At 67.2% G+C, this 19,374-nt stretch carries 18 protein-coding genes and 1 pseudogene; 7 read left to right on the top strand and 12 right to left on the bottom strand.

The window, feature by feature from the left end; genetic code table 11:
• Positions 1-306: 306 nt before the first annotated feature.
• Positions 307-954 (top strand): TetR/AcrR family transcriptional regulator, encoded by a 648-nt coding sequence (locus ABU113_RS13650; protein WP_454560052.1) that lies wholly within the window; start codon positions 307-309, stop codon positions 952-954.
• A gap of 82 nt (positions 955-1,036) precedes the next feature.
• Here the strand turns inward: ABU113_RS13650 and ABU113_RS13645 are convergent, their stop codons facing one another.
• Positions 1,037-2,053 (bottom strand): polysaccharide deacetylase family protein, encoded by a 1,017-nt coding sequence (locus tag ABU113_RS13645; RefSeq protein ID WP_454560051.1) that lies wholly within the window; start codon positions 2,051-2,053, stop codon positions 1,037-1,039.
• Between the two features lie 68 nt (positions 2,054-2,121).
• Positions 2,122-3,039 carry a glycosyltransferase family 2 protein gene (locus tag ABU113_RS13640; protein ID WP_454560050.1) on the bottom strand — a complete coding sequence of 306 codons (918 nt, stop codon included), beginning with the start codon at positions 3,037-3,039 and terminating at the stop codon, positions 2,122-2,124.
• Positions 3,040-3,304: 265 nt separating this feature from the next.
• Between ABU113_RS13640 and ABU113_RS13635 the strand changes: the two genes are divergently transcribed.
• Positions 3,305-4,492, top strand: coding sequence for an acyl-CoA dehydrogenase family protein (locus ABU113_RS13635; protein WP_454560049.1), 1,188 nt, complete (start codon positions 3,305-3,307; stop codon positions 4,490-4,492).
• Between the two features lie 32 nt (positions 4,493-4,524).
• Here the strand turns inward: ABU113_RS13635 and ruvX are convergent, their stop codons facing one another.
• Complete coding sequence (ruvX, locus tag ABU113_RS13630) at positions 4,525-4,995, bottom strand: Holliday junction resolvase RuvX (protein ID WP_454560048.1); 471 nt, start codon at positions 4,993-4,995, stop codon at positions 4,525-4,527.
• Positions 4,992-6,170, bottom strand: a complete 1,179-nt coding sequence (locus ABU113_RS13625; protein WP_454560047.1) for a DUF3089 domain-containing protein — start codon at positions 6,168-6,170, stop codon at positions 4,992-4,994. Before ABU113_RS13625 ends, ruvX begins: the two co-directional genes overlap by 4 nt.
• 142 nt (positions 6,171-6,312) lie before the next feature.
• On the opposite strand from ABU113_RS13625, the gene gatC reads away from it, so the two are divergent.
• From gatC to gatB, 3 genes are read left to right on the top strand one after another with little or no spacing between them, the layout of a single operon-like run.
• Positions 6,313-6,600 carry an Asp-tRNA(Asn)/Glu-tRNA(Gln) amidotransferase subunit GatC gene (gatC, locus tag ABU113_RS13620; RefSeq protein WP_454560046.1) on the top strand — a complete coding sequence of 96 codons (288 nt, stop codon included), beginning with the start codon at positions 6,313-6,315 and terminating at the stop codon, positions 6,598-6,600.
• Entirely contained in the window at positions 6,600-8,081 is a 1,482-nt protein-coding gene (gatA, locus tag ABU113_RS13615; protein ID WP_454560045.1) for an Asp-tRNA(Asn)/Glu-tRNA(Gln) amidotransferase subunit GatA, read from the top strand. Before gatC ends, gatA begins: the two co-directional genes overlap by 1 nt.
• Positions 8,078-9,571, top strand: coding sequence for an Asp-tRNA(Asn)/Glu-tRNA(Gln) amidotransferase subunit GatB (gatB, locus tag ABU113_RS13610; RefSeq protein ID WP_454560044.1), 1,494 nt, complete (start codon positions 8,078-8,080; stop codon positions 9,569-9,571). Before gatA ends, gatB begins: the two co-directional genes overlap by 4 nt.
• 118 nt (positions 9,572-9,689) lie before the next feature.
• Here the strand turns inward: gatB and ABU113_RS13605 are convergent, their stop codons facing one another.
• From ABU113_RS13605 to ABU113_RS13580, 6 genes and pseudogenes are all read right to left on the bottom strand, one after another.
• The gene (locus ABU113_RS13605) at positions 9,690-10,694 is read right to left on the bottom strand and encodes a zinc-dependent alcohol dehydrogenase family protein (protein WP_454560043.1); all 1,005 of its coding nucleotides are present in this window, start codon (positions 10,692-10,694) and stop codon (positions 9,690-9,692) included.
• A 4-nt stretch (positions 10,695-10,698) separates the two neighbouring features.
• Positions 10,699-11,532 carry an alpha/beta fold hydrolase gene (locus ABU113_RS13600; protein ID WP_454560042.1) on the bottom strand — a complete coding sequence of 278 codons (834 nt, stop codon included), beginning with the start codon at positions 11,530-11,532 and terminating at the stop codon, positions 10,699-10,701.
• Positions 11,533-11,561: 29 nt separating this feature from the next.
• A complete protein-coding gene (locus ABU113_RS13595; RefSeq protein ID WP_454560041.1) occupies positions 11,562-12,104 on the bottom strand; it encodes a winged helix DNA-binding protein in 543 nt (180 codons plus the stop codon).
• Positions 12,105-12,217: 113 nt separating this feature from the next.
• A complete protein-coding gene (locus ABU113_RS13590; protein WP_454560040.1) occupies positions 12,218-12,976 on the bottom strand; it encodes a maleate cis-trans isomerase family protein in 759 nt (252 codons plus the stop codon).
• A 29-nt stretch (positions 12,977-13,005) separates the two neighbouring features.
• Positions 13,006-14,331, bottom strand: a complete 1,326-nt coding sequence (locus ABU113_RS13585; RefSeq protein WP_454560039.1) for an acetylornithine deacetylase — start codon at positions 14,329-14,331, stop codon at positions 13,006-13,008.
• A 36-nt stretch (positions 14,332-14,367) separates the two neighbouring features.
• A pseudogene (locus ABU113_RS13580) lies at positions 14,368-15,270 on the bottom strand (amidase family protein); the annotation flags it as partial.
• A gap of 85 nt (positions 15,271-15,355) precedes the next feature.
• On the opposite strand from ABU113_RS13580, the gene ABU113_RS13575 reads away from it, so the two are divergent.
• Positions 15,356-16,225 (top strand): IclR family transcriptional regulator, encoded by an 870-nt coding sequence (locus tag ABU113_RS13575; RefSeq protein WP_454560038.1) that lies wholly within the window; start codon positions 15,356-15,358, stop codon positions 16,223-16,225.
• The gene (locus ABU113_RS13570) at positions 16,155-16,931 is read left to right on the top strand and encodes an aspartate/glutamate racemase family protein (RefSeq protein ID WP_454560037.1); all 777 of its coding nucleotides are present in this window, start codon (positions 16,155-16,157) and stop codon (positions 16,929-16,931) included. Before ABU113_RS13575 ends, ABU113_RS13570 begins: the two co-directional genes overlap by 71 nt.
• A gap of 41 nt (positions 16,932-16,972) precedes the next feature.
• On the opposite strand, the gene ABU113_RS13565 is transcribed toward ABU113_RS13570, so the two are convergent.
• Both ABU113_RS13565 and ABU113_RS13560 read right to left on the bottom strand, forming a co-directional pair.
• A complete protein-coding gene (locus ABU113_RS13565) occupies positions 16,973-18,493 on the bottom strand; it encodes an AMP-binding protein (protein ID WP_454560036.1) in 1,521 nt (506 codons plus the stop codon).
• Between the two features lie 10 nt (positions 18,494-18,503).
• A complete protein-coding gene (locus ABU113_RS13560; RefSeq protein ID WP_454560035.1) occupies positions 18,504-19,289 on the bottom strand; it encodes a 2-keto-4-pentenoate hydratase in 786 nt (261 codons plus the stop codon).
• Between the last annotated feature and the right edge of the window lie 85 nt (positions 19,290-19,374).

Here is a 19,374-nt window from a genome sequence, read left to right as displayed (position 1 = left end):
TGCAAACTCCACCATAACGATGAACCCGGTGGCCACCAGCGACGCCGCATTCCGGGGTGGGGCATGCCCCACCCCGGAATACACCATCGCCTACACCGGAAATTACACCACGAGCGCGGACGCTAACCCGGGTCCGCCACCACATGGTGCAAGCTGGGACTTCCTTGTGTCTTGATTGGATGGAGTCGATACAGCTTTCGTTGGTTGCATTTGCGATGTGTTTTCAATCGTAGTTGCGACTGTCGATAAGTATGTCTTAACCAATGAGAAAATAGACAAGTTCCCGAAAACCAAAAAAGATTGAACATGCGTGCGGTCGAAGCAGTAGACGAACCCGTTGGTGGCGAGAGCAAAGGCCTCTCCACGCGGGAGAAAATTCTCGAAAGAGCCCTGATTCTGTTTGCTGAACGCGGCTTCGAGGCCGTCAGTGTCCGGGATATCTGCGCCAGTATCGGCGTTAACCACGGACTTATCAAATACTACTTCGGCGACAAGGAGTCGCTGTGGAAAGCGGCGGTGTCGCGAATGTTCGAGCGGATGTGGTCGACGCTCGACGATGACAACATCCGGCGTCAGGATCTGCCGCCCGGCGAGCGGATGGCGCTCTGGATACGCCAGTGGGTGCATTACTGTGCCCATCACCCCGAACATGCGCGACTCATGGCCCATGAATGCGTCGCCGAGACCAGCCGGCTGCAGTGGATGGTGGACACCTTCGTGGCGCCGCTGCATCAGGAGGGCGTCGGCCGGCTGGAAAAGCTGATCGAGCTTGGCCATCTGCCCGATGTGTCGCCGATCTCTTTATTCTACATCATTTCCTCGGCCGCCCAGGCACCATTCATGCTGGCCCCTGAAGTCGACCGCATCCATGGCATCGACATGTTCGACGAGAAGCGGGTCAGTGCTCATGCCGATGCACTGGTGGCCCTGCTGCTGCGTCAGCCAACCGCCTGATCCGGGGCATCCTGGCCGGGCAACCGGCGACCTGATGTTGGCGCCGGGTGTCAGGCCGATGGTCTTCCGGTCTGGTGGCGGGTCATGCCGCCAGCGCGGCTGGCGCCGTCATCAGTTGCCGGCGCAACTCGAAGACGCCGGTTGGCGTCACGCCACGCTGACCGATGATGTAGGCGAGAATCCGGTCGAGGCGGTCCAGGAAGTCCTCCAGGTCGGCATCGGTGCGGACATAGGGCGTACAGCCGGGCAATAGCGACGGGCTGTGAAACGACAGGCAGAGGTAATGCCGGTCGCGTGACAGGAGGGCGTCCACCGCCTGTTTCATCTCCGCAAGGCTGCTGCCTTCCGGGCTGAGCTTGATCCGGCTGGCGAGGCCCAGTCGGGAGAGGATGCCGGGCATCGACTGGCGAATGCCGGTGGGGCTGAAGATCAGCCGCTCCAGCGCCAGCGGCATCCGGCGACCCAATGGGCCGGTCAGGACAACCGAGAAGGGGAGTTCAAGCAGGTGTTGTCGGGGTGACAGCCAGAATGGCTGATTCGGCAGGCCGATGAAGTCGCGGCCGCCGCCGGCGCCGCGATAGGTCCAGTGCGGCACGACGCTGGTGTCGATCTCGAAGCCGAAGCCGGTGAGGGTATCGACGCTGTGGTCGCCAAGGCCATAGCGTCCGGCCTTGTATGCGCGCGGGTAGGCGCCAAAGCCCTCGCGGATCACCTCCATCAGCGTGGCGAGCTTGCGCTTTTCGAGGTCGGGATCGAGATTGTGAGGGAAGGAGTTGCGGGTGCAGACCACTTCCTCGTGCGGTGGCGTCACCCACGGGTGGAGCTGGGCGCCAATGTCGCAGGCACCGGCGGCCAGCCAGGGGCCGATCAGCTTGCGCGCCTGTTCGTCCGCAGCCACCGGATGATCAACGAGATAGCACGGTGTCACGCCATGGCGGGCGAAGATCGCCTGCGCCTGGGCGAGGCGACCGATTGCCTCGCAACCGGTATTGCTTGCCCGGAACGGGCGGCGCCAGTCGAATTCCTCCTCGACGTCGACCACCACGCACAGGCTGGGCCTGGCGGGGGGGCAGAGGTGGCGGGCAGCGTGATCGATCATGCCTGGAGGGTCCGGAGTGGTCGGGGTGACAGTCAACACGGAAGCAGCGGCGGCGACAAGCGGCCAGTTCAGCGCGCGGGCGGAAGCGGGTCGCCGGCGGAACCGGGGTGTAACGCCCGCCAGGCCTGGCGGGGGGACATGACGCCCGCGAGCGCGGCCCGGGCGAGCAGGCCGGTGGCACGGGAGCGCTGGCGTGGATCGGCCGCGAGCAACAGCCCAACTTCCGCGAGCACGCGGGCACGGGCGCGGTATCGCTCGAACGGACTGAGCTGATCGGCGAAATCCGCAAGGTGGCCGTCGATCATCATGTGGCCAGCCTGCAGGGCGGCGTGCCAGTCGAATGTGCGGGCCGAGGGGCGCGGGCAGTCGACCAGCGGCGTGGTGATGAACGCGGTATGTCCGTTGGTGGCAAGCTTGATCCACAAGTCCTGCTCGGCGCCGAAGGCAAGCGTGGTGTCGAAAGGGTGCGTGCCGAGGTCGATACGCCGCGCCATGACGCAGGTCGCGGGCACGGTTTCCGCCCACAGCAGGGCACGCCAGCCCTCGGTGTCCGGAGTCGACATGTTCCGGCAGATCAGCCCCTCGGGCTGGCCGGCGCGGTCATGCCACCGTCCCTGAACCAGGCACAAAGTCGCGTCGCCATCGGATTGCAGTCGTGCCACCTGGGCTGCCAGCTTGTCCGGCTTCCAGTGGATGCCAGGCTCAAGAAAGGTGACATAGGCACCCCGGCTCGCCGCCACGCCGGCATTGCGGGACCGCGACAGAAACAGGGCATCATCATTGGTGGTCGACACGATGATCCGGCTGTTCAGTGCCAGTTCGGCCAGGGTCCGCCCGGCGGCTTCGGTAGTGGCGTTGTCGCCGCCTGTCACCACCACCACGTCAAGGGCCTGGTGGGTCTGGCCGGCCAGCATGCGCAGGGCCGCCACGGCCGCGTCCGGTTGGTCGCGTAGGGTCAGCACCACGGAGGTAGTGTCATCTGGCATGGCGATTGTCGGGCCCCGGATCATGTCGGCGCAGACGTTACGACTGCATTTTCAATAATCTACTAATCCGGGTGCCGGAAGCGGAATCGGTTTCGGTGGCCAGGCGATACCCCCCGGCGGCGATGTTGCAGTGGGCTCCATCCGACGGCACTGATGAACTCGCTAGTTGCGCGCCGGCGGTCTTTGGCACCATCCGCAGGGGCGTTGTTCGGGATGAGACAAGGCCGGCGGGCAAGACTGCCCCGGCGCAGACGGGAGAGTATCGATGGTGGAGTTCGAGCGTGGGCCGCGCGAGCGGGAACTGGCGGAGCGCGTATCGGCGTTCATCCGTGAGGAGATCATCCCCTTTGAACGTGACCCGCGCGCCTTCGGCCATGGCCCGGCGGCCGACCTGGTGCGCGAGATGCAGGCCAAGGCCCGCGCCGCCGGCCTGCTGGCGCCGCATGTGGGCACCGAATGGGGCGGCCAGGGGCTGAACCACCGCGAGATCGCCACCGTGTTCCGTGCCGCCGGCTATTCGACGCTGGGGCCGGTGGCGCTCAACTGCATGGCGCCGGACGAGGGCAACATGCATCTGCTGGAGAAGGTGGCGACGGAAGAGCAGAAGCAGCGCTTCCTGAAACCGCTGGCGGCCGGCGACTGCCGCTCGGCCTTCCTGATGACCGAGCCCGACGGCGGCGTCGGCTCCGACCCGTCGATGCTGTCGACCACCGCCCGCCAGGACGGCAACCACTGGGTCATCAACGGTCGCAAGTGGCTGATCACCGGCGGCGAGGGCGCCGGCTTCGGCATCATCATGGCCCGCACCGGCCAGTCCGCCACCATGTTCCTGGCCGACATGAACACGCCGGGCATCAAGCTCGACCGCATTCTCGACACCATCGACAACTCCATGCCCGGCGGTCATGCCGTGCTGTCGCTCGACGACGTGCGGGTGCCGGCCGACCAGATTCTCGGCGAGGTCGATGAAGGCTTCCGCTATGCCCAGGTGCGGCTGGCGCCGGCCCGGCTCACCCACTGCATGCGCTGGTGGGGCGCGGCCCAGCGGGCCCACGACATCGCGGCGGATTATGCCTGCACCCGCCAGGCGTTCGGCAAGCCGCTGGTCGATCATGAGGGCGTCGGCTACATGCTGGCGGACAACCTGCTCGACCTGAAACAGGCGGAACTGATGATCGACTGGTGCGCCTGGGTGCTGGACAACCGCCACGACGGCGCCACCGGCACCACCGAGTCCAGCATGGCCAAGGTGGCGGTGTCGGAGGCGCTGTACCGCGTCGCCGACCGCTGCGTGCAGATTCTCGGCGGCAAGGGCGTCACCCGCGACACCCCGGTCGAGCAGATCTTCCGCGAGATCCGCGCTTTCCGCATCTACGACGGTCCGTCGGAGGTGCATCGCTGGTCGCTGGCCAAGAAGGTCAAGCGGGACTGGCGCCACCGTCAGGGCGGCTGAGCGCCGCAGGGACGGCGCGATACGGCGCGCTTTCAGGGCAGCTGGTGAGCCAGGGCGTCGATGGCGCCCTGGAGGATGAAACCGGCCGCGGCCCTGTCGACCCGGTCGGCCCGCTTGGCCCGCGACAGGTCGGCCTCGATCATCGCCCGGGTAACGGCGGCAGTGGACCAGCGTTCGTCCCACAGCAGGATCGGAAGCCCGAGCGCGTTGTCGAGGTTGTAGGCGTAGGTGCGCACCGACTGGGTCTGCGGTGACTGGCTGCCGTCCATGTTGAGCGGCAGACCGATCACCAGACCGGCGATGCGCTGCTTCTCGAACAGCGGCTTCAAGGTCGCCACGTCCTGGGTGAAGCGCCGGCGTTGCAGCGTTTCCGCCGGGGTGGCGATGGTCCAGCCGGCATCGCAGAAGGCGAGGCCGACCCGCTTGTCGCCAACGTCGAGCCCTGCCAGCCGGCCGCCGGCGGGCAGGGCGGCGGTGAAGGCCCTCAGATCGCTGGTGATCACGGCCGGGTGGCCAGCGGGCGGCGCGGGCCGAAATAGGCCTCGACCCGCATCTGCGCGTTGGCGCGGATGTTGGCCCAGAACAGCGCGTAGTCATAGACGTGGTAGTTCTCGCCCGGCAGCAGGAACTTGTCGTAGGGCGCGTCCGGGTTGTGGGTCAGGTGCAGGAAACCGTCGCTCTGGCAGGTGGCGCCGGTCACTTCCGCCTCCAGCGGGCCGAGCGGCTCATCGGGCTTGGAGAAGGCAAGTGCCCCAAGGTTGGCGTTGGCGTCTACCCGGCGGCTGTCCGCCCAGCCGGACAGCGGATTGACGCACACCATCGGGGTGCCGGCGCGGGCGATGCCGCTGGCGCCGCGCGTGGCGTTGTAGACGGCGGCGATGCCGCTGACGTCGGCCGGTTCCCCGAAGCTCTGCCACGACAGCACGCAGCCGGTGGCGGCCGGGGTGGCGCAGGCCTCCAGCCCCAGCGGTTCGAGGTCGGCTTTCGACGAGATCGGCCAGCCGACCAGATAGGCCGCCACCAGCCGCGGTTTGACCAGCGGCTGGCTGGCGATGCGATCCTTCAGCAGTGCCAGCGCGTGCAGGCTGCCCTGGCTGTGGCCGGCGAGGATGAAGGGGCGGCTGCCGCTGGCCGCCAGATAGGCATCGAACGCCGCCTGCACGTCGGTGTAGGCAACAGCCAGCGCCTGGCCGACATCGGCCGGCTGGTCGGACAGGAACGCGCCGAAGGCGGCGTGCCGGTAGCGCGGCGCCCAGATCTGACCGACCCCGTTGAAGACACTGGCCTGGTGGCGGACCATCATGTCGGTGCGTTCGTTGGTCTCTGCGTCATCGAGCGGCGCGTTCCAGCGGCTGTTCTTGAGGAAGGTGGTCGGCGGCACGTAGAACACGTCGATCTGCGGCCTGGGCGCGGCCCTGTAGCCGGCCGGCACGTCCTGCGACGGCCCCGGATGGCCGGGCATCGCCACCCAGACGGCCGGATCGGCGTAATCGGGTGCCGGCGCCAGCTCGCTCTCGGCGAAGCTGACCTTGGGGACGAAGGCCATGCGCATCAGCTGCGGCGCGAAGGCGTGGTAGGCGACCCAGCCCAGCACGGCGAGCAGGATCAGGCCGGCGACCAGCCACAGGAACTTGACGGATGGCGCGATACGGCGTGGCGACGGTGCAGTGGCGGTCATGGCGGGCGATTTCCTCGTCAGTAGCAGCCGTTAAAGGCATAGCCTTCCACGCGGCTCCCTTGAAGCCCCCGCGTGCGATTGCTAAGGCTCGCCGCACACATTCGCTTTTGCCTCATTCAGGCTTCGGTTGCGAGGATCGTCCATGTCCATTGACGCCAATACCGTCAAACGTATCGCCCATCTGGCGCGGCTCCGCCTCGACGAGGCGGCGGTCGAGCCAATGAAGAATGAACTCAATGGGATACTGGCGTTTGTCGAGCAATTGAGTGAAGTGGATACCACCGGTGTGGAGCCGATGACGTCCGCTGTCGCCCAGCGACTGCGCTGGCGCGATGACGTGGTGAACGATGGCGGCATCCAGGACGCGGTGCTGCGGAATGCGCCGGAAGCCCAGTTTGGCTTCTATGCCGTGCCGAAGGTGATCGAATAATGACGGATCTGACTGAACTGACGGTCGCCGCCCTGCGCGACGGCCTGGCTGCCAAGTCCTTCTCGGCGGTCGAGGTGGCCGAGGCGCACATCGCCGCCGTGGCGGCCGCGCGCGACCTCAACGCCTTCATCGTCGAGACGCCGGAGCTGGCGCTTGAGCAGGCGAAAGCCGCCGACGCAGCCCTCGCCGCCGGCACCGCCGGGCCGCTGGCCGGCGTCCCGCTGGGCATCAAGGACCTGTTCTGCACCAGGGGGGTGCAGACCACCGCGGCCTCGAAGATACTCGAAGGCTTCGTGCCGCCCTATGAGTCGACGGTGACCGCAAACCTGTTCCGCGACGGCGCGGTGATGCTGGGCAAGCTCAACCTCGACCAGTTCGCCATGGGGTCCTCCAACGAGACCAGCGCGTTCGGTAATGTCATCAACCCGTGGCGTGGCGCCAACGGCGAGGCGCTGGTGCCCGGTGGCTCGTCGGGCGGTTCGTCGGCGGCGGTCGCCGCGCGCATCGTGCCCGGCGCCACCGGCACCGATACCGGCGGGTCGATCCGCCAGCCGGCGTCGTTCACCGGCATTGCCGGCATCAAGCCGACCTACGGCCGCTGTTCGCGCTGGGGCATCGTCGCCTTCGCCTCGTCGCTCGACCAGGCCGGCCCGATGGCGCGCGACGTGCGCGACTGCGCGATCCTGCTGAAGTCGATGTGTGGCTTCGACCCCAGGGACTCGACGTCGCTCGATGTCGCCGTGCCTGATTTCGAGGCGGCGCTCACCGGTGACATCCGGGGTCTGAGGATCGGCATTCCCAGGGAATATCGCGTCGACGGCATGTCGGCGGAGATCGACGCCCTGTGGACGCGCGGCGCCGACTGGCTGAAGGCCGCCGGTGCCGAGATCGTCGAGGTGTCGCTGCCGCACACCAAATACGCGCTGCCGACCTATTACATCGTGGCGCCGGCGGAGGCCTCCTCCAACCTCGCCCGCTATGACGGCGTGCGCTATGGCCTGCGGGTGGCCCCCGACAACGGCTCGCTGATCGACATGTACGAGGAGACCCGCGCGGCGGGCTTCGGGCAGGAAGTGAAGCGGCGCATCATGATCGGCACCTACGTGCTGTCGGCCGGCTATTACGACGCCTATTACCTGAAGGCGCAGCAGCTGCGCACGCTGATCGCCCAGGATTTCGCCCGCGCCTACGCGCAGTGCGACGTTATCCTGACGCCGACCGCGCCGTCGGCGGCCTTCGCGTTCGGCGCCAAGTCGGCCGATCCGATCGAGATGTACCTCAACGACGTGTTCACGGTGCCGGCAAGCCTCGCCGGACTGCCGGCGATGTCGGTACCGGCGGGCCTGTCGGCCGACGGGCTGCCGCTGGGCCTGCACCTGATCGGCAAGGCGCTGGACGAGGCCACCGTGCTGAAGGTCGGCCACGTGATTGAACAGGCGGCGGCGTTCAGCGCCCGGCCGGAGAAGTGGTGGGTGAAATGAGCGAGACCAAGCCCTATCGTATCCGTGGCATGACCGGCGACTGGGAAGTCGTGCTGGGTCTTGAGGTACACGCCCAGGTCATCTCCAACGCCAAGCTGTTCTCCGGCGCCTCGACGGCGTTCGGCGCCGAGCCCAACAGCCAGGTCAGCCTGGTGGACGCGGCGATGCCCGGCATGCTGCCGGTGATCAACGGCATGTGTGTCGAACAGGCGGTGCGCACCGGCCTGGCGCTGGGCGCGCAGATCAACAAGTTCTCGCGCTTCGACCGCAAGAACTACTTCTACGCCGATCTGCCGCAGGGCTACCAGATCAGCCAGTTCAAGCACCCGGTTGTGGGCGAGGGCGAGATCGTGCTCGATCTCGACAGCGGCGCCACCAAGACGGTGGGCATCGAGCGCATCCATCTGGAGCAGGACGCCGGCAAGTCGCTGCACGACCAGCATCCGACCCGTTCCTACGTCGATCTCAACCGCTCGGGCGTGGCCTTGATGGAGATCGTCTCCAAGCCGGACATGCGCTCGCCGGAAGAGGCGGGCGCCTATCTGCGCAAGCTGCGCACCATCTTGCGCTACATCGGCACTTGCGACGGCAACATGGAGGAAGGCTCCATGCGCGCCGACGTCAACGTTTCGGTGCGCAAGCCTGGCGATCCGCTGGGCACCCGCTGCGAGATCAAGAACGTCAACTCGGTGCGCTTCGTCATGCAGGCGATCGAGTATGAAGCCCGCCGCCAGGTCGACATCCTCGAAGAGGGTGGCACGATCGTGCAGGAAACCCGCCTGTTCGACAACGTGAAGGGCGAGACGCGGTCGCTGCGTTCGAAGGAAGAAGCGCACGACTATCGCTATTTCCCCGATCCCGACCTGCTGCCGCTGGAGTTCGACGACGCGTTCATCGATCGCTGCCGCGCCAGCCTGCCGGAACTGCCGGACGAAAAGAAGGCCCGCTTCGTCACCCATCTCGGGCTCTCCGACTACAACGCCGCGGTGCTGACGGCGGAGAAGGAGACCGCCGATTATTTCGAGGCGCTGCTGGCGGCGTCCGCCGAGCTGCAGAAGAAGAGCCTGCCGGAGGTCGCGCGGGCGGCGTCCAACTGGGTGATCTCCGACCTGTTCGGCGCGCTGAACCGGGCCGGCAAGTCGATCGTCGAGAGCCCGATTTCGGCAGCCCAGGGCGCGGAACTGCTGGCGCTGATCGCCGACGGCACGCTGTCGGGCCGTCTGGCCAAGGACGTGTTCGAGATCATGCTGGAAACCGGCAAGGGCGCGGCCGCGGTGGTCGAGGAGCGGGGGCTGAAGCAGGTCTCCGATACCGGCGCCATCGAGGCGGTGATCGCCAAGATCCTTGCCGATAATCCTTCCGAGGTGGAAGCCTACAAGGGCGGCAAGGACAAGCTGTTCGGCTTCTTCGTCGGCCAGACCATGAAGGCGATGGCCGGCAAGGCCAATCCGGCGGTGGTCAACGAGCTGCTGAAGAAGGCGCTGTCCTGAGGCAGTTTTGGTTGTCCGGTGACTGACTCAAGGAAAAGGGCGACACGCTGTGTCGCCCTTTCCGCATCGCCATCAGACCGGGGGAAGGCCGATGGCGACGGCTGATCGTGGCCCCTGTTCAGGGCGTTTCGATGACCAGTTTCCCGAAATGGCCGCCGCGCATCATGTCGGCGTACGCCGCCGGCGCGGCGTCGAAATCGTAGCGGGCGTGGATCAACGGGCGCAGGCCATGGCGCGCAATGGCGGCGTTCATCGCCCGGAAGTCGTCGCGGTGGCCCACCGTGATGCCGGTGAGATGGATATGACGGAACAGGAAATCCGGCACGAACACCGAGGCTTCCAGCCCGCCGATGGCGCCAATCAGGCTGATGCGCCCGCCCACCCGCACGCATTTGAGCGACTGGGCCAGCGTGCCGCCACCGCCCAGCTCGACCACCAGGTCGACGCCGGCGCCGTCGGTCGCGGCCTGTACGGCCGTCGCCCAGTCCGGCGTGGTGCGGTAGTTGATGCCATGGTCGGCGCCCAGGCTCCGCGCCCGCTCCAGACGTGCGTCATCGCCCGAGAGCATGATGGCGCGGGCGCCGATCAGCCGGGCGAACTGCAGCGCGAACAGGGCGACGCCGCCGGTGCCGATGATCAGCACCTGCTCGCCCGGCAGCAGTTTACCCTCGGTGAACAGTGCGCTCCAGGCGGTCAGCGCCGCGCACGGCAGCGTGGCGGCCTCGGCGAAGCTCAGGTGCGCGGGCATCGGCAGTACGGCGGTGGCGGGCAGTACCGCATAGTGTGCCAGCACGCCATCGCGCTCGCAGCCCAGCGACAGGCGGTGATTGGCGGCGGTTGCCGGTCCGCTCTGCCAGTCGGCGTAGAAGCAGGAGGTGACGGCATCGCCAACCCCCACGTCGGTCACGCCCGCACCCACCGCCTCGACGAGCCCCGCGCCGTCGGACAGCGGCTGCAGGTCGGGCTTGTTGGGGTAGTGGCCGGCGAGAATCGACAGGTCGCGGGAGTTGAGCGACATCGCCCGCATCCGCACCAGCACCTCACCGGGGCCAGGCGCGGGGGTGGCCACCTCGACGCGCGTTAGCGCGTCGAGGCCGGCACCGGTGAGCCGATAGGCCTGCACGGGGTTACCCGCGGCCTTCCATCAGGAAGTTCTCCACCAGCTGCTGGAAGCGGGCGGCGTGCTCGATCATCGTCCAGTGGCCGCACTTGCCGAACATGTGGAGCTGCGAGTTCTTGATGTACTTGTGCAGGTTCAGCGAGATGTCCGGATCGACCACGCGGTCGTCGCGGCCATGGATGATCAGCGTCTCGTTGGTCAGCGCTTCCAGCTGGTGGATGGCCAGCGCCTCGGAATCCAGCCAGCGCTGGCGCGGCGCCGGGAACACCCGCTCGAAGGTTTCCTGGGCGCCGGGACGCAGGGTCGCCTTGTAGCGCAGCTCGGCCAGCTCGTCGGTTACCAGCGAGCGGTCATAGGCCATGATGTCCATGATCTCCTTCATGTTCTCGAAGGAGGGGGTGTAGCCCCACAGCTTTTCCAGCTCCGGGCCGACCTTGGACGGCCAGCCGCCGGCGCCCATCAGCACCAGGCGGTCGGTGCGCTCCGGCGCCTTGTAGGCGATCCACATGGCCAGCGCGCCGCCGAACGAGTTGCCGACGATGTGGGTCTTCTCGATCTTCAGGGCATCCAGCACCGCGAGCATCTGCTCGACCCAGCTGTCCATGAAGCGGAACTGGTAGTCGGCGGGGGTTTCGGTGTAGCCGAAGCCCACCATGTCCGGCACGATCACCCGGAAGTTGTTGGCCAGGCGCGGCATGATGCCCCGCCAGTTGGCCCAGCCGGACACACCGGCGCCGGAGCCGTGAATCAGCATCACGGCCTCGCCGCTGCCGAGGTCATGGCAGTTGGTGCGATAGCCGCAGGTATCGATGAACTTGCCGAGTTCGGGATTGTCGGACATGGCTTCCCTTTCCGTGTTGGCTGCCGCGGTTACTTGGGCGACAGGCTTTCCTGGTCGTAGGTGGCGGAATTCCGGCTGGTTTCCTCGTAGATGCCGGTGAGCACCGAAAGCAGCTGGGTGGCGTCGGCGATGCGTTCCTCGAAGTCGGCGATGGCGCGCAGATTGGCCATCAGCAGGTCGGACCGGATGGAGGAATACTCGTCGGTCATCCGCCGGCCGAGATCGGTGACCTCATAGGCGAAGGTCTTGGAACCGCTGTCCTTGGTTTTCTGGATCAGCTTGGCGGCCTCCAGCTTGCGCAGCGAATACTGGATGTTCGGCAGGTCGTCGCGGTTGATCATGCGCGCGATGGTGACGCCGGTCTTGGGCCGGTTCTGCATGCGGATCACATGCAAAATCAGGTGTTCGGAGAACTTGATGTCGCTGTTCACCAGCATGTCACCGACGGTGGTGACCCAGCGCTGGAAGGCTTCATAGAAGCGCACGACCGTATATTCGAACTCGGTGACCCGGTATTCGCTGGGGTTCTTCGCCAGATGCCAGTTCTTGTAGTATTTGGGCTCCATCGTCATGGACCGTCCTTTCTCCTCGGCAAGGCCCAAGTTGGTGCCCGAGATAGGCGTTACATTCAACGCCTGAGGGGACCGGGCGCGGGAGGACGGTTTGGACATGGCAAAATCTCCCTTCACACGGTGGCGCCGGCCAGCGCCGCGCCGGCGTTGGGGGCGACAGGCTCCAGACCCAGTGTCTCCAGCATCCGGCGGGTGGTGCAGGTGGCGGCGGACAGCACCGGCAGGCCGAGGCGCTGCTCGACGATCGGGATGGCGGCCAGCGACGGCATCTGCACGCAGGCAGACAGCACCACCGCATCGGCGCCCGATGTCTCCAGCCGGTCGATGTCCTGCAGCAGGGTCAGCGGATCGCGGGCGCCGACGGCGAGATTGTCGGGGATTTCCAGCGCCACGCTGTGGGTGACGCCGATGCCCTCGTTCTCGATGTACTGGACGACGAGATCGGTCAGCGGCCGCATATAGGGGGTCATCACCGCGACCTTGCCGTAGCCCATGGCCTTGATCACCTGCACCAGCGCGCCGGCGCTGGTGACGATGGGGATGTCGGCACCTTCCTGGCGGGCGACCGCCGCCAAGCGGGTCTCGCTCTGGCAGTGGTAGCCAAGCCCGGTCGCCATGATGGCGACGAGACAGGCATAGCCCATCACGTCGACGCGCGCGTCGGTCAGTTCGGCCGCGCAGCGCAGGCTCTGGGCGTCCATCGCCGCCAGCTCCTCCTTGGTCACGTGCATCATGCGCATGCGACTGGAGTGGAAGGTGAAGCGCTCGGGGCGGATCGCCTCGCGCGCCCGCAGCATGGCGGGAATCTCCGTCTCCATGGTGGTGTTGGAGGAGGGGACGATCTGGCCGATACGGTAGGTGGTCTTGGTCATGCCGGGGTCGTGCTTCCTGTTGTCCGGCCTTACAGGCCGAGTTCGGACCGCTCGCGGGTCAGCGTGTCGATGACGGCGTAGAGGATCTTTTTCGCGCACGGCATCAGGTCGGGCACGTAGGTCGCGCCCATGCCGCCCAGGCCCTCGCCGATTTCCTCCGGCGAGCCTTCCGCCGGCCACGGCCAGCCGATGCGCGCCGTCGGCACGCCGAGGCGGCGCAGTGCCGCGCCGTCGGTCTGGCCGCCGAGATAATCCGGCGTGGTGTAGGGGCGGCCCTCGATGGTCTCCCAGCCGCGCCGGGTGGACTGGATGATCCAGTTGCGCTCGTCGGTGGTGCCGCCCGGCGTCGAGCCGTACATCTCCCAGTCGAGGTCGAAGTCGGGGTGGCGCTGCTTGAGCTCGGCCATGAAGGCCTTGAACTGCGCCTTCACCTCGCCCGGCGTGGTGCGCGGGTTGATGCGCACGTCGAAGAAGATCTCGGTGGTCGCCGACGGGAAGGCCGGACGCTCTGGCCAGCCCGAGCGCACGCCGGCGATCCAGCCATAGGGCTTGATGACGCCCGAGGTGTTGCGCTCGGCATAGTCGACGATCCAGGCTTCCAGCTCCTGGATCACCGTCGCCGCCGGCACCACCGACGAGCGGAAGCTCGGCAGGCCGCGCGGCACGCCGGCATAGCCCAGCGTGCCCTTCACCTGGATCTTGAACCAGGCCATGCCCGGTTCCTCGTGATAGACCCAGTTCCACGGCTTCATGATGATGGCGAAATCCGGCGCCATGCCGCGATTGAGCAGATGGAACACGCCATGCGACATGCCGGCGTTGTCGCGCTCGGGGATGTTGACCGGCATGCCGCCGTCGGCGAAGCCGAGGTTGAGATCACCGATCAGCGGCACATCGGCCTCGATCAGCGCCGTCGCCACTTCGGTCAGCGTCGAGACCATCGCCTTGGGGTTCGACGAGCCAAGGCCATAGACCCAGTCACCGACCATCTTGGCTCGCGGCTGCATGTCGGCATAGAGCTTGGGGCCGGCCCACGGCAGGTCGGTGTCGTTGCCCTCCAGGTGGGTGTCGATCGGCGCGTAGAGCAGCAGGGTGGCGCCACGGCCGGCACCGCGCAGCTCGCCAAACGCATTGCCGGAGCGCTCGGTCATCGGCCGGTAGGAGGCCTTGAGGCCGGCGGCGTTCATGCGCTCGACCATGAAGTGGCTGGCCTCGGCGGCCGCACCCGTCGGGCTGTGGATGTTGGTGACATCGAACAGCAGCTGTTTCAGGCGATTGGCGTCAAGGCGCGCACAGGCCGCCTCGTACCAGCGCTGCTGGTCGGCGGAGAACGGTAATTGCGTCGTGGGCTCCATGGTCATCTCCCTGTGCGTTGATGATCCGGTTGCGGATCAGGCGGCCTGTAGGCTCTGTTGTTCGAGGACGGCGCGAACGTCGATGGCCGGCGCCACGGCCTTGGCAAACGCCAGCAAGGCGCGGTCCGACTGCAGCGGGCCGACGAATTGCAGACCCAGCGGCAGGCCGCTGGCATCGATGGCGGCGGGGATGCCGACGCACGGCGTGCCGACGGCGGTCCACATGCGGTTGAAGGTCGGATTGCCGGTGGCGCCGAGACCCTCCGGCGCGATGCCGGGCGCGCCCGGCGTCAGCAGCACGTCGGCCTCGGCGAACACCTGCGCCAGGGCGGCCTTGCAGCCATCCTGCACGTTGCGGGCGGCGGCATAGTCGGCGGGCGACACGGCGGCGCCGGCGTCGATGAACGTCTTGAAGGCCTCGCTCACCTGAGCGTCATGGTCACGGCGGATCGTGCCCATGTGCTGCCAGGCTTCGTGCTTGTGGATGACGGCCTGAGCCTCGGCGAGGCCGTCGAAGATCGCCGGCAGGATGACATCGACCACCTTGTGGCCGGCGGCGCGCAGGCGCTCGGCCGCCGTTTCAAGGGCTGCCTGCATGGCACCGGAGGCTTCCGACCACTGGGGTGAGCGGCAGACACCGATACTGCGCAGCATCGACGAGGGGCCCGCCGCCGTCGGCACCGCCAGCGCGGCGTCAAGCAACGCCAGATCGTCAAGTGCGCGGGCAAAGGTGCCGATGGTGTCAAGGTGGGCGGCGGTGTCGAGCACGCCGGCGGTGGGGTAACGGTTGTGCGTCGGCTTGAAGCCATAGACGCCGCAGAACGACGCCGGACGGATCACCGAGCCGGCGGTCTGGGTGCCCAGCGTCAGCGGCACGTGGAAGTCGGCGACGGCTGCGGCCGATCCGCTGGACGAGCCGCCCGGCGTATGGGCGGGGTTGAGCGGGTTGGCGGGGTAACGGGGCGAGGATTAGGTTTTACCGCAACGCTCAGGCGCGGCGTCGCCGTGCCGGGAGGAAAAAACGATGTCGACACCGAAAAATCAGTCCCTTGGCCGTGCCCTGACGCTGCTGGAGCAGGTGGCGTCCGCGCCGCGCGGCACCGGCATCAAGGTGTTGGCCATGCGCGCCGGCCTGAGCGTGGCGACGGCGCACCGGTTGCTGTCGACGCTGGAGTCGCTCGGCATGGTGATGCGCGAAGGTTCGGCCGGCTATTGCATCGGCATGACCATCCGCGACCTCGCCGCCCATACCGGCACCGACGAGCTGATCCGCATGGCCGCGACACCGCATCTGAAATCGCTGGTCAAGCTGTTCGGACAGACCGTGCATGTGGGGGTGCTCGACGAGGAGCTGATGGTCACCTATGTCGCCAAGGAGACGCCCAAGCGCGGCTTCCAGGTGATGACGCGCCTGAACGCCCAGCTGGAGGCCTATTGCTCCGGCCTGGGCAAGGTGCTGCTGGCGGCCGAGCCGGCGGAGCGCCAGCGGTCCTATCTCGCCGACTCGCCCTTTGTCGCGCTGACGCCCAACACGCTGACCGATCCCGACTCGATTTCCGCCGAGCTCGACCGCGTGCGCGCCCAGGGCTATGCGCTCGACAACTGCGAGATTCTCGAAACGCTGCGCTGCGTCGCCGTTCCCATCCACGGGCCGGCCGGCCGGGTGGTGGCGGCGCTGTCGATGTCGGGCGATCGCGAAACGATGACCGATGCATTCATTGCCGGGGCGCAGCCGGTGCTCAGCGAGCACGCGGCGCGCATTTCCCGCAAGCTTTTCCCCCAACTGGCCGGCGCGCCAACCGCCGCCGACACTGACGAGGCTGATGATGACCAACCCCGTGCCGCCCGCCGTCAAGCGGATCAAGATGATCGTCCCGGTGCCGGTGCCGGCTGAGGCGCTGGCTGCCTTTTCCGCCCAGATCCCGCCCGCGCTGCTGCGGCCGGATATCGCGGTGACTTTTGTCGGCACGCGCAATGGCGCCTCGATCCTGGATTCCGCTTACGAGGCCAGCCTGGCCGACGTCTTCTGTCTCGATGCCGGCGCCACGGCGGAAGAGGAGGGCTATGCCGCCGTCTGCCTCAACAGCATGAGCGATTCCGGTCTGGCGGCGCTGCGGTCGCGGCTCAGCATCCCGGTCGTCGGTCCCGGCCAGTCGTCGTTCCATCTGGCGGCATCGCTGGGCAAGCGCTTCTCGGTCGTCACCATGTGGCCGCAGTGGCACTGGATCTACGACAAGCTGGCGCGCGACACCGGCCTGGAATCGCGTCTGGCCTCGATCCGCGATATCGGCGTGCGCCCGGACACCCAGGAACTGCTGGCCGGCAAGGAAGATATCGTGTTCGAGAAGCTGGAGGCCGCCTGCCACCAGGCCATCGAGCAGGACGGCGCGGACGTGCTGATCCTCGGCTCGACCACCATGCACCAGTCGCACGCCTGGCTGCGCGAGCGGCTGCCGGTGCCGATCCTCAACCCCGGTCTGGTGGCCTTCAAACAGTGCGAAATGCTGCTCGACCTCGGCCTCAGCCACAGCAGGAAGGCCTATCCGGCCCCGGCGCGGCCGGTCGACGATCTGCTACAGAGCGTGCCGGCGATCTTCTGATCGCCGGCGTCGCCGTTTCGCCCGTTGGAAGCGTGTGAGCCTCAGGCGGTGAAGGTCTTGCCGAGATCCTGGCGCAGCTGGGCCTTGAGCACCTTGCCCATGGTGTTGCGCGGCAATTCCGCCCGTACTTCGTAGAGTTTCGGCCGCTTGAACTTGGCCAGCTTGTCGGCGATCGCCGCGTCAATGGCGGCGGTGTCGAGGGTGGCGCCATCCTCGGCCACCAGCACCGCGACCACGCCTTCGCCGAAATCGGGATGCGGCACGCCGATGACGGCGCTCTCCTTGATGCCCGGCAGGTCGTTGAGCACGCTCTCGACTTCCGCCGGATAGACGTTGTAGCCGCCGGAAATGATCAGGTCCTTCGAGCGGCCGACCAGCGTCACCCGGCCATCGGCCTCGGCGACCGCGACGTCGCCGGTGATGAACCAGTCACCGGGGCGGAAGCTCTGCGCCGTTGCCTCCGGCTTGCGCCAGTAGCCCTTGAGCACGTTGGGGCCGCGCACTTCCAGGTCGCCGACGACGCCGTCGCCAACCACCTTGCCGTCACCATCGACGATCCGCACCTCGATGCCGGGCAGGGCATAGCCCACGGTGCCGGCCTTGCGGCCGCTCATCTCGTAGGGGTTGGAGGTGATCATGATGGTCTCGGTCATGCCGTAGCGTTCAAGAATGCGGTGGCCGGTGGCGGCCTCGAATTCGTCGAAGGTTTGCGGCAGCAACGGGGCGGAACCGCTGACGAACAGCCGCATGGTGCGGCAGGCCTCGCGGGTGAGACGGCCGCTGGCGAGCAGGCGGGTGTAGAAGGTCGGCACGCCCATGAACACGCTGGCGCGCGGCAGCGCGTCGATCACGGCGTTGGGCTCGAACTTGTCGAGCGCCAGCACGGTGCAGCCGTTCCACAGGCACAGCTGCAGGGCAACGAACAGGCCGTGGGCATGGAACAGCGGCAGGGTGTGCAGCAACACATCATCGGCGCTGAACCGCCAGGCCTCGGTCAGGGCCGCGACGTTGCTCGACAGGTTGCCGTGGCTCAGCATGGCGCCCTTGGGGCGGCCGGTGGTGCCGGAGGTATAGAGAATGCAGGCGACGTCGTCGACGGCGGACGGATGCACGCTTGTCAGCGGCGTCGCGGCGGCGGCCTGCTGCTCCAGCGTGCCGGTGCCGTCGCCCTCGATGGTGACGATCCGCGCGCCCTCGACGCCGGCGGCCGCGGTCTCAAGGATCGCCCGCGTCGCCGCCTGGCCAACCACCACCCGTGGCTCGGCGTCACCGATGAAATAGGCCAGTTCGTCCGGCGTGTAGGCGGTGTTGAGCGGAATGAAGATCACGCCGGCGGCGAGACAGGCGAGGTAGAGCATGATGAACGCCGGTGAGCGCTCGGCCTGGACGATCAGCCGGTCGCCCGGGCGGCAGCCCAGCGCCACCAGGGCCGCCTGGTAGCGGCCGACGGCGGCCGGCAGGTCGCCGTAGGTCAGGCTCAGGCGGTCGGACCAGTTCAGGAACACCTTGTCGGCGTAGGGGGTCTGGCGTTCCAGAAAAGCGGCGTAGAGGTTGGCGCTCATCGAATTGACCTTATGCTTCGAACTGCACACGCACGGTGCCGAGATCGCTGATGCGGGCGACATAGGCCTGTCCGGGCTCGACCGCAACCATCGGTCCGAGCGCGCCGGAGAGCACGACGTCGCCGGCTTTGAGCGGGCGGCCCATTTCGGCGAGCTTGATGGCCAGCCAGCGGGTGGCATAGAGCGGGTGACCCAGGCAGGCCGCTCCGTTGCCCTTTGAGACTTCCGTGTCGTTGGCGGTCATGCTCATGGCGCAGGCCGGCAGGTCCAGCTTCGACAGCCGCCGGGGCTGGGTGCCCAGCACGAACAGGCCGGAGGAGGCGTTGTCGGCGATGGTGTCGGCGATGCTGATCTTCCAGTTGGCGATGCGGGAGTCGACGATCTCGATAGCCGCGACCGCATAGTCGACGGCGTTGATCAGTTCGGCCGTGGTGATGTCGGTGTTGGACAGGTCGCGGCCGAGCACGAAGGCGATCTCCGCCTCGACCTTGGGCTGCAGCAGCCGGCTCATGGCGACGGTCTCGCCGTCGGCGACGTCCATGTCGGCGAACAGCATGCCGAAATCCGGCTGGTCGACACCCAGCTGGGTCTGCACGGCCCTGGAGGTGAGGCCGATCTTGCGGCCGACCAGACGACGGCCGGCCTGGAGGCCGAGATCGGTGTTGATGTCCTGCACCGCATAAGCGGCGGCGACGTCACCGGGGGGGATCAGGTCGATCACCGGCGCACAGGGCTGACGGGTCTCGCTGGCAACGCGCAGGCGGGCGGCGGCTTGGGTCACGGCATCAGCGGACATCGGCGGTTCTCCTGCTTGCTGATCTGTTGGCATCGGGCAGACGTAAAGGAAATCTGTCCGCTGACGGTTAGCCCTGTTTGCCCGT

It is taken from the genome of Parapedomonas caeni (assembly GCF_041060555.1).
Lineage (GTDB): Bacteria > Pseudomonadota > Alphaproteobacteria > Sphingomonadales > Sphingomonadaceae > CAUJIW01.
This window is presented reverse-complemented; position numbering and strand designations above follow the sequence as displayed.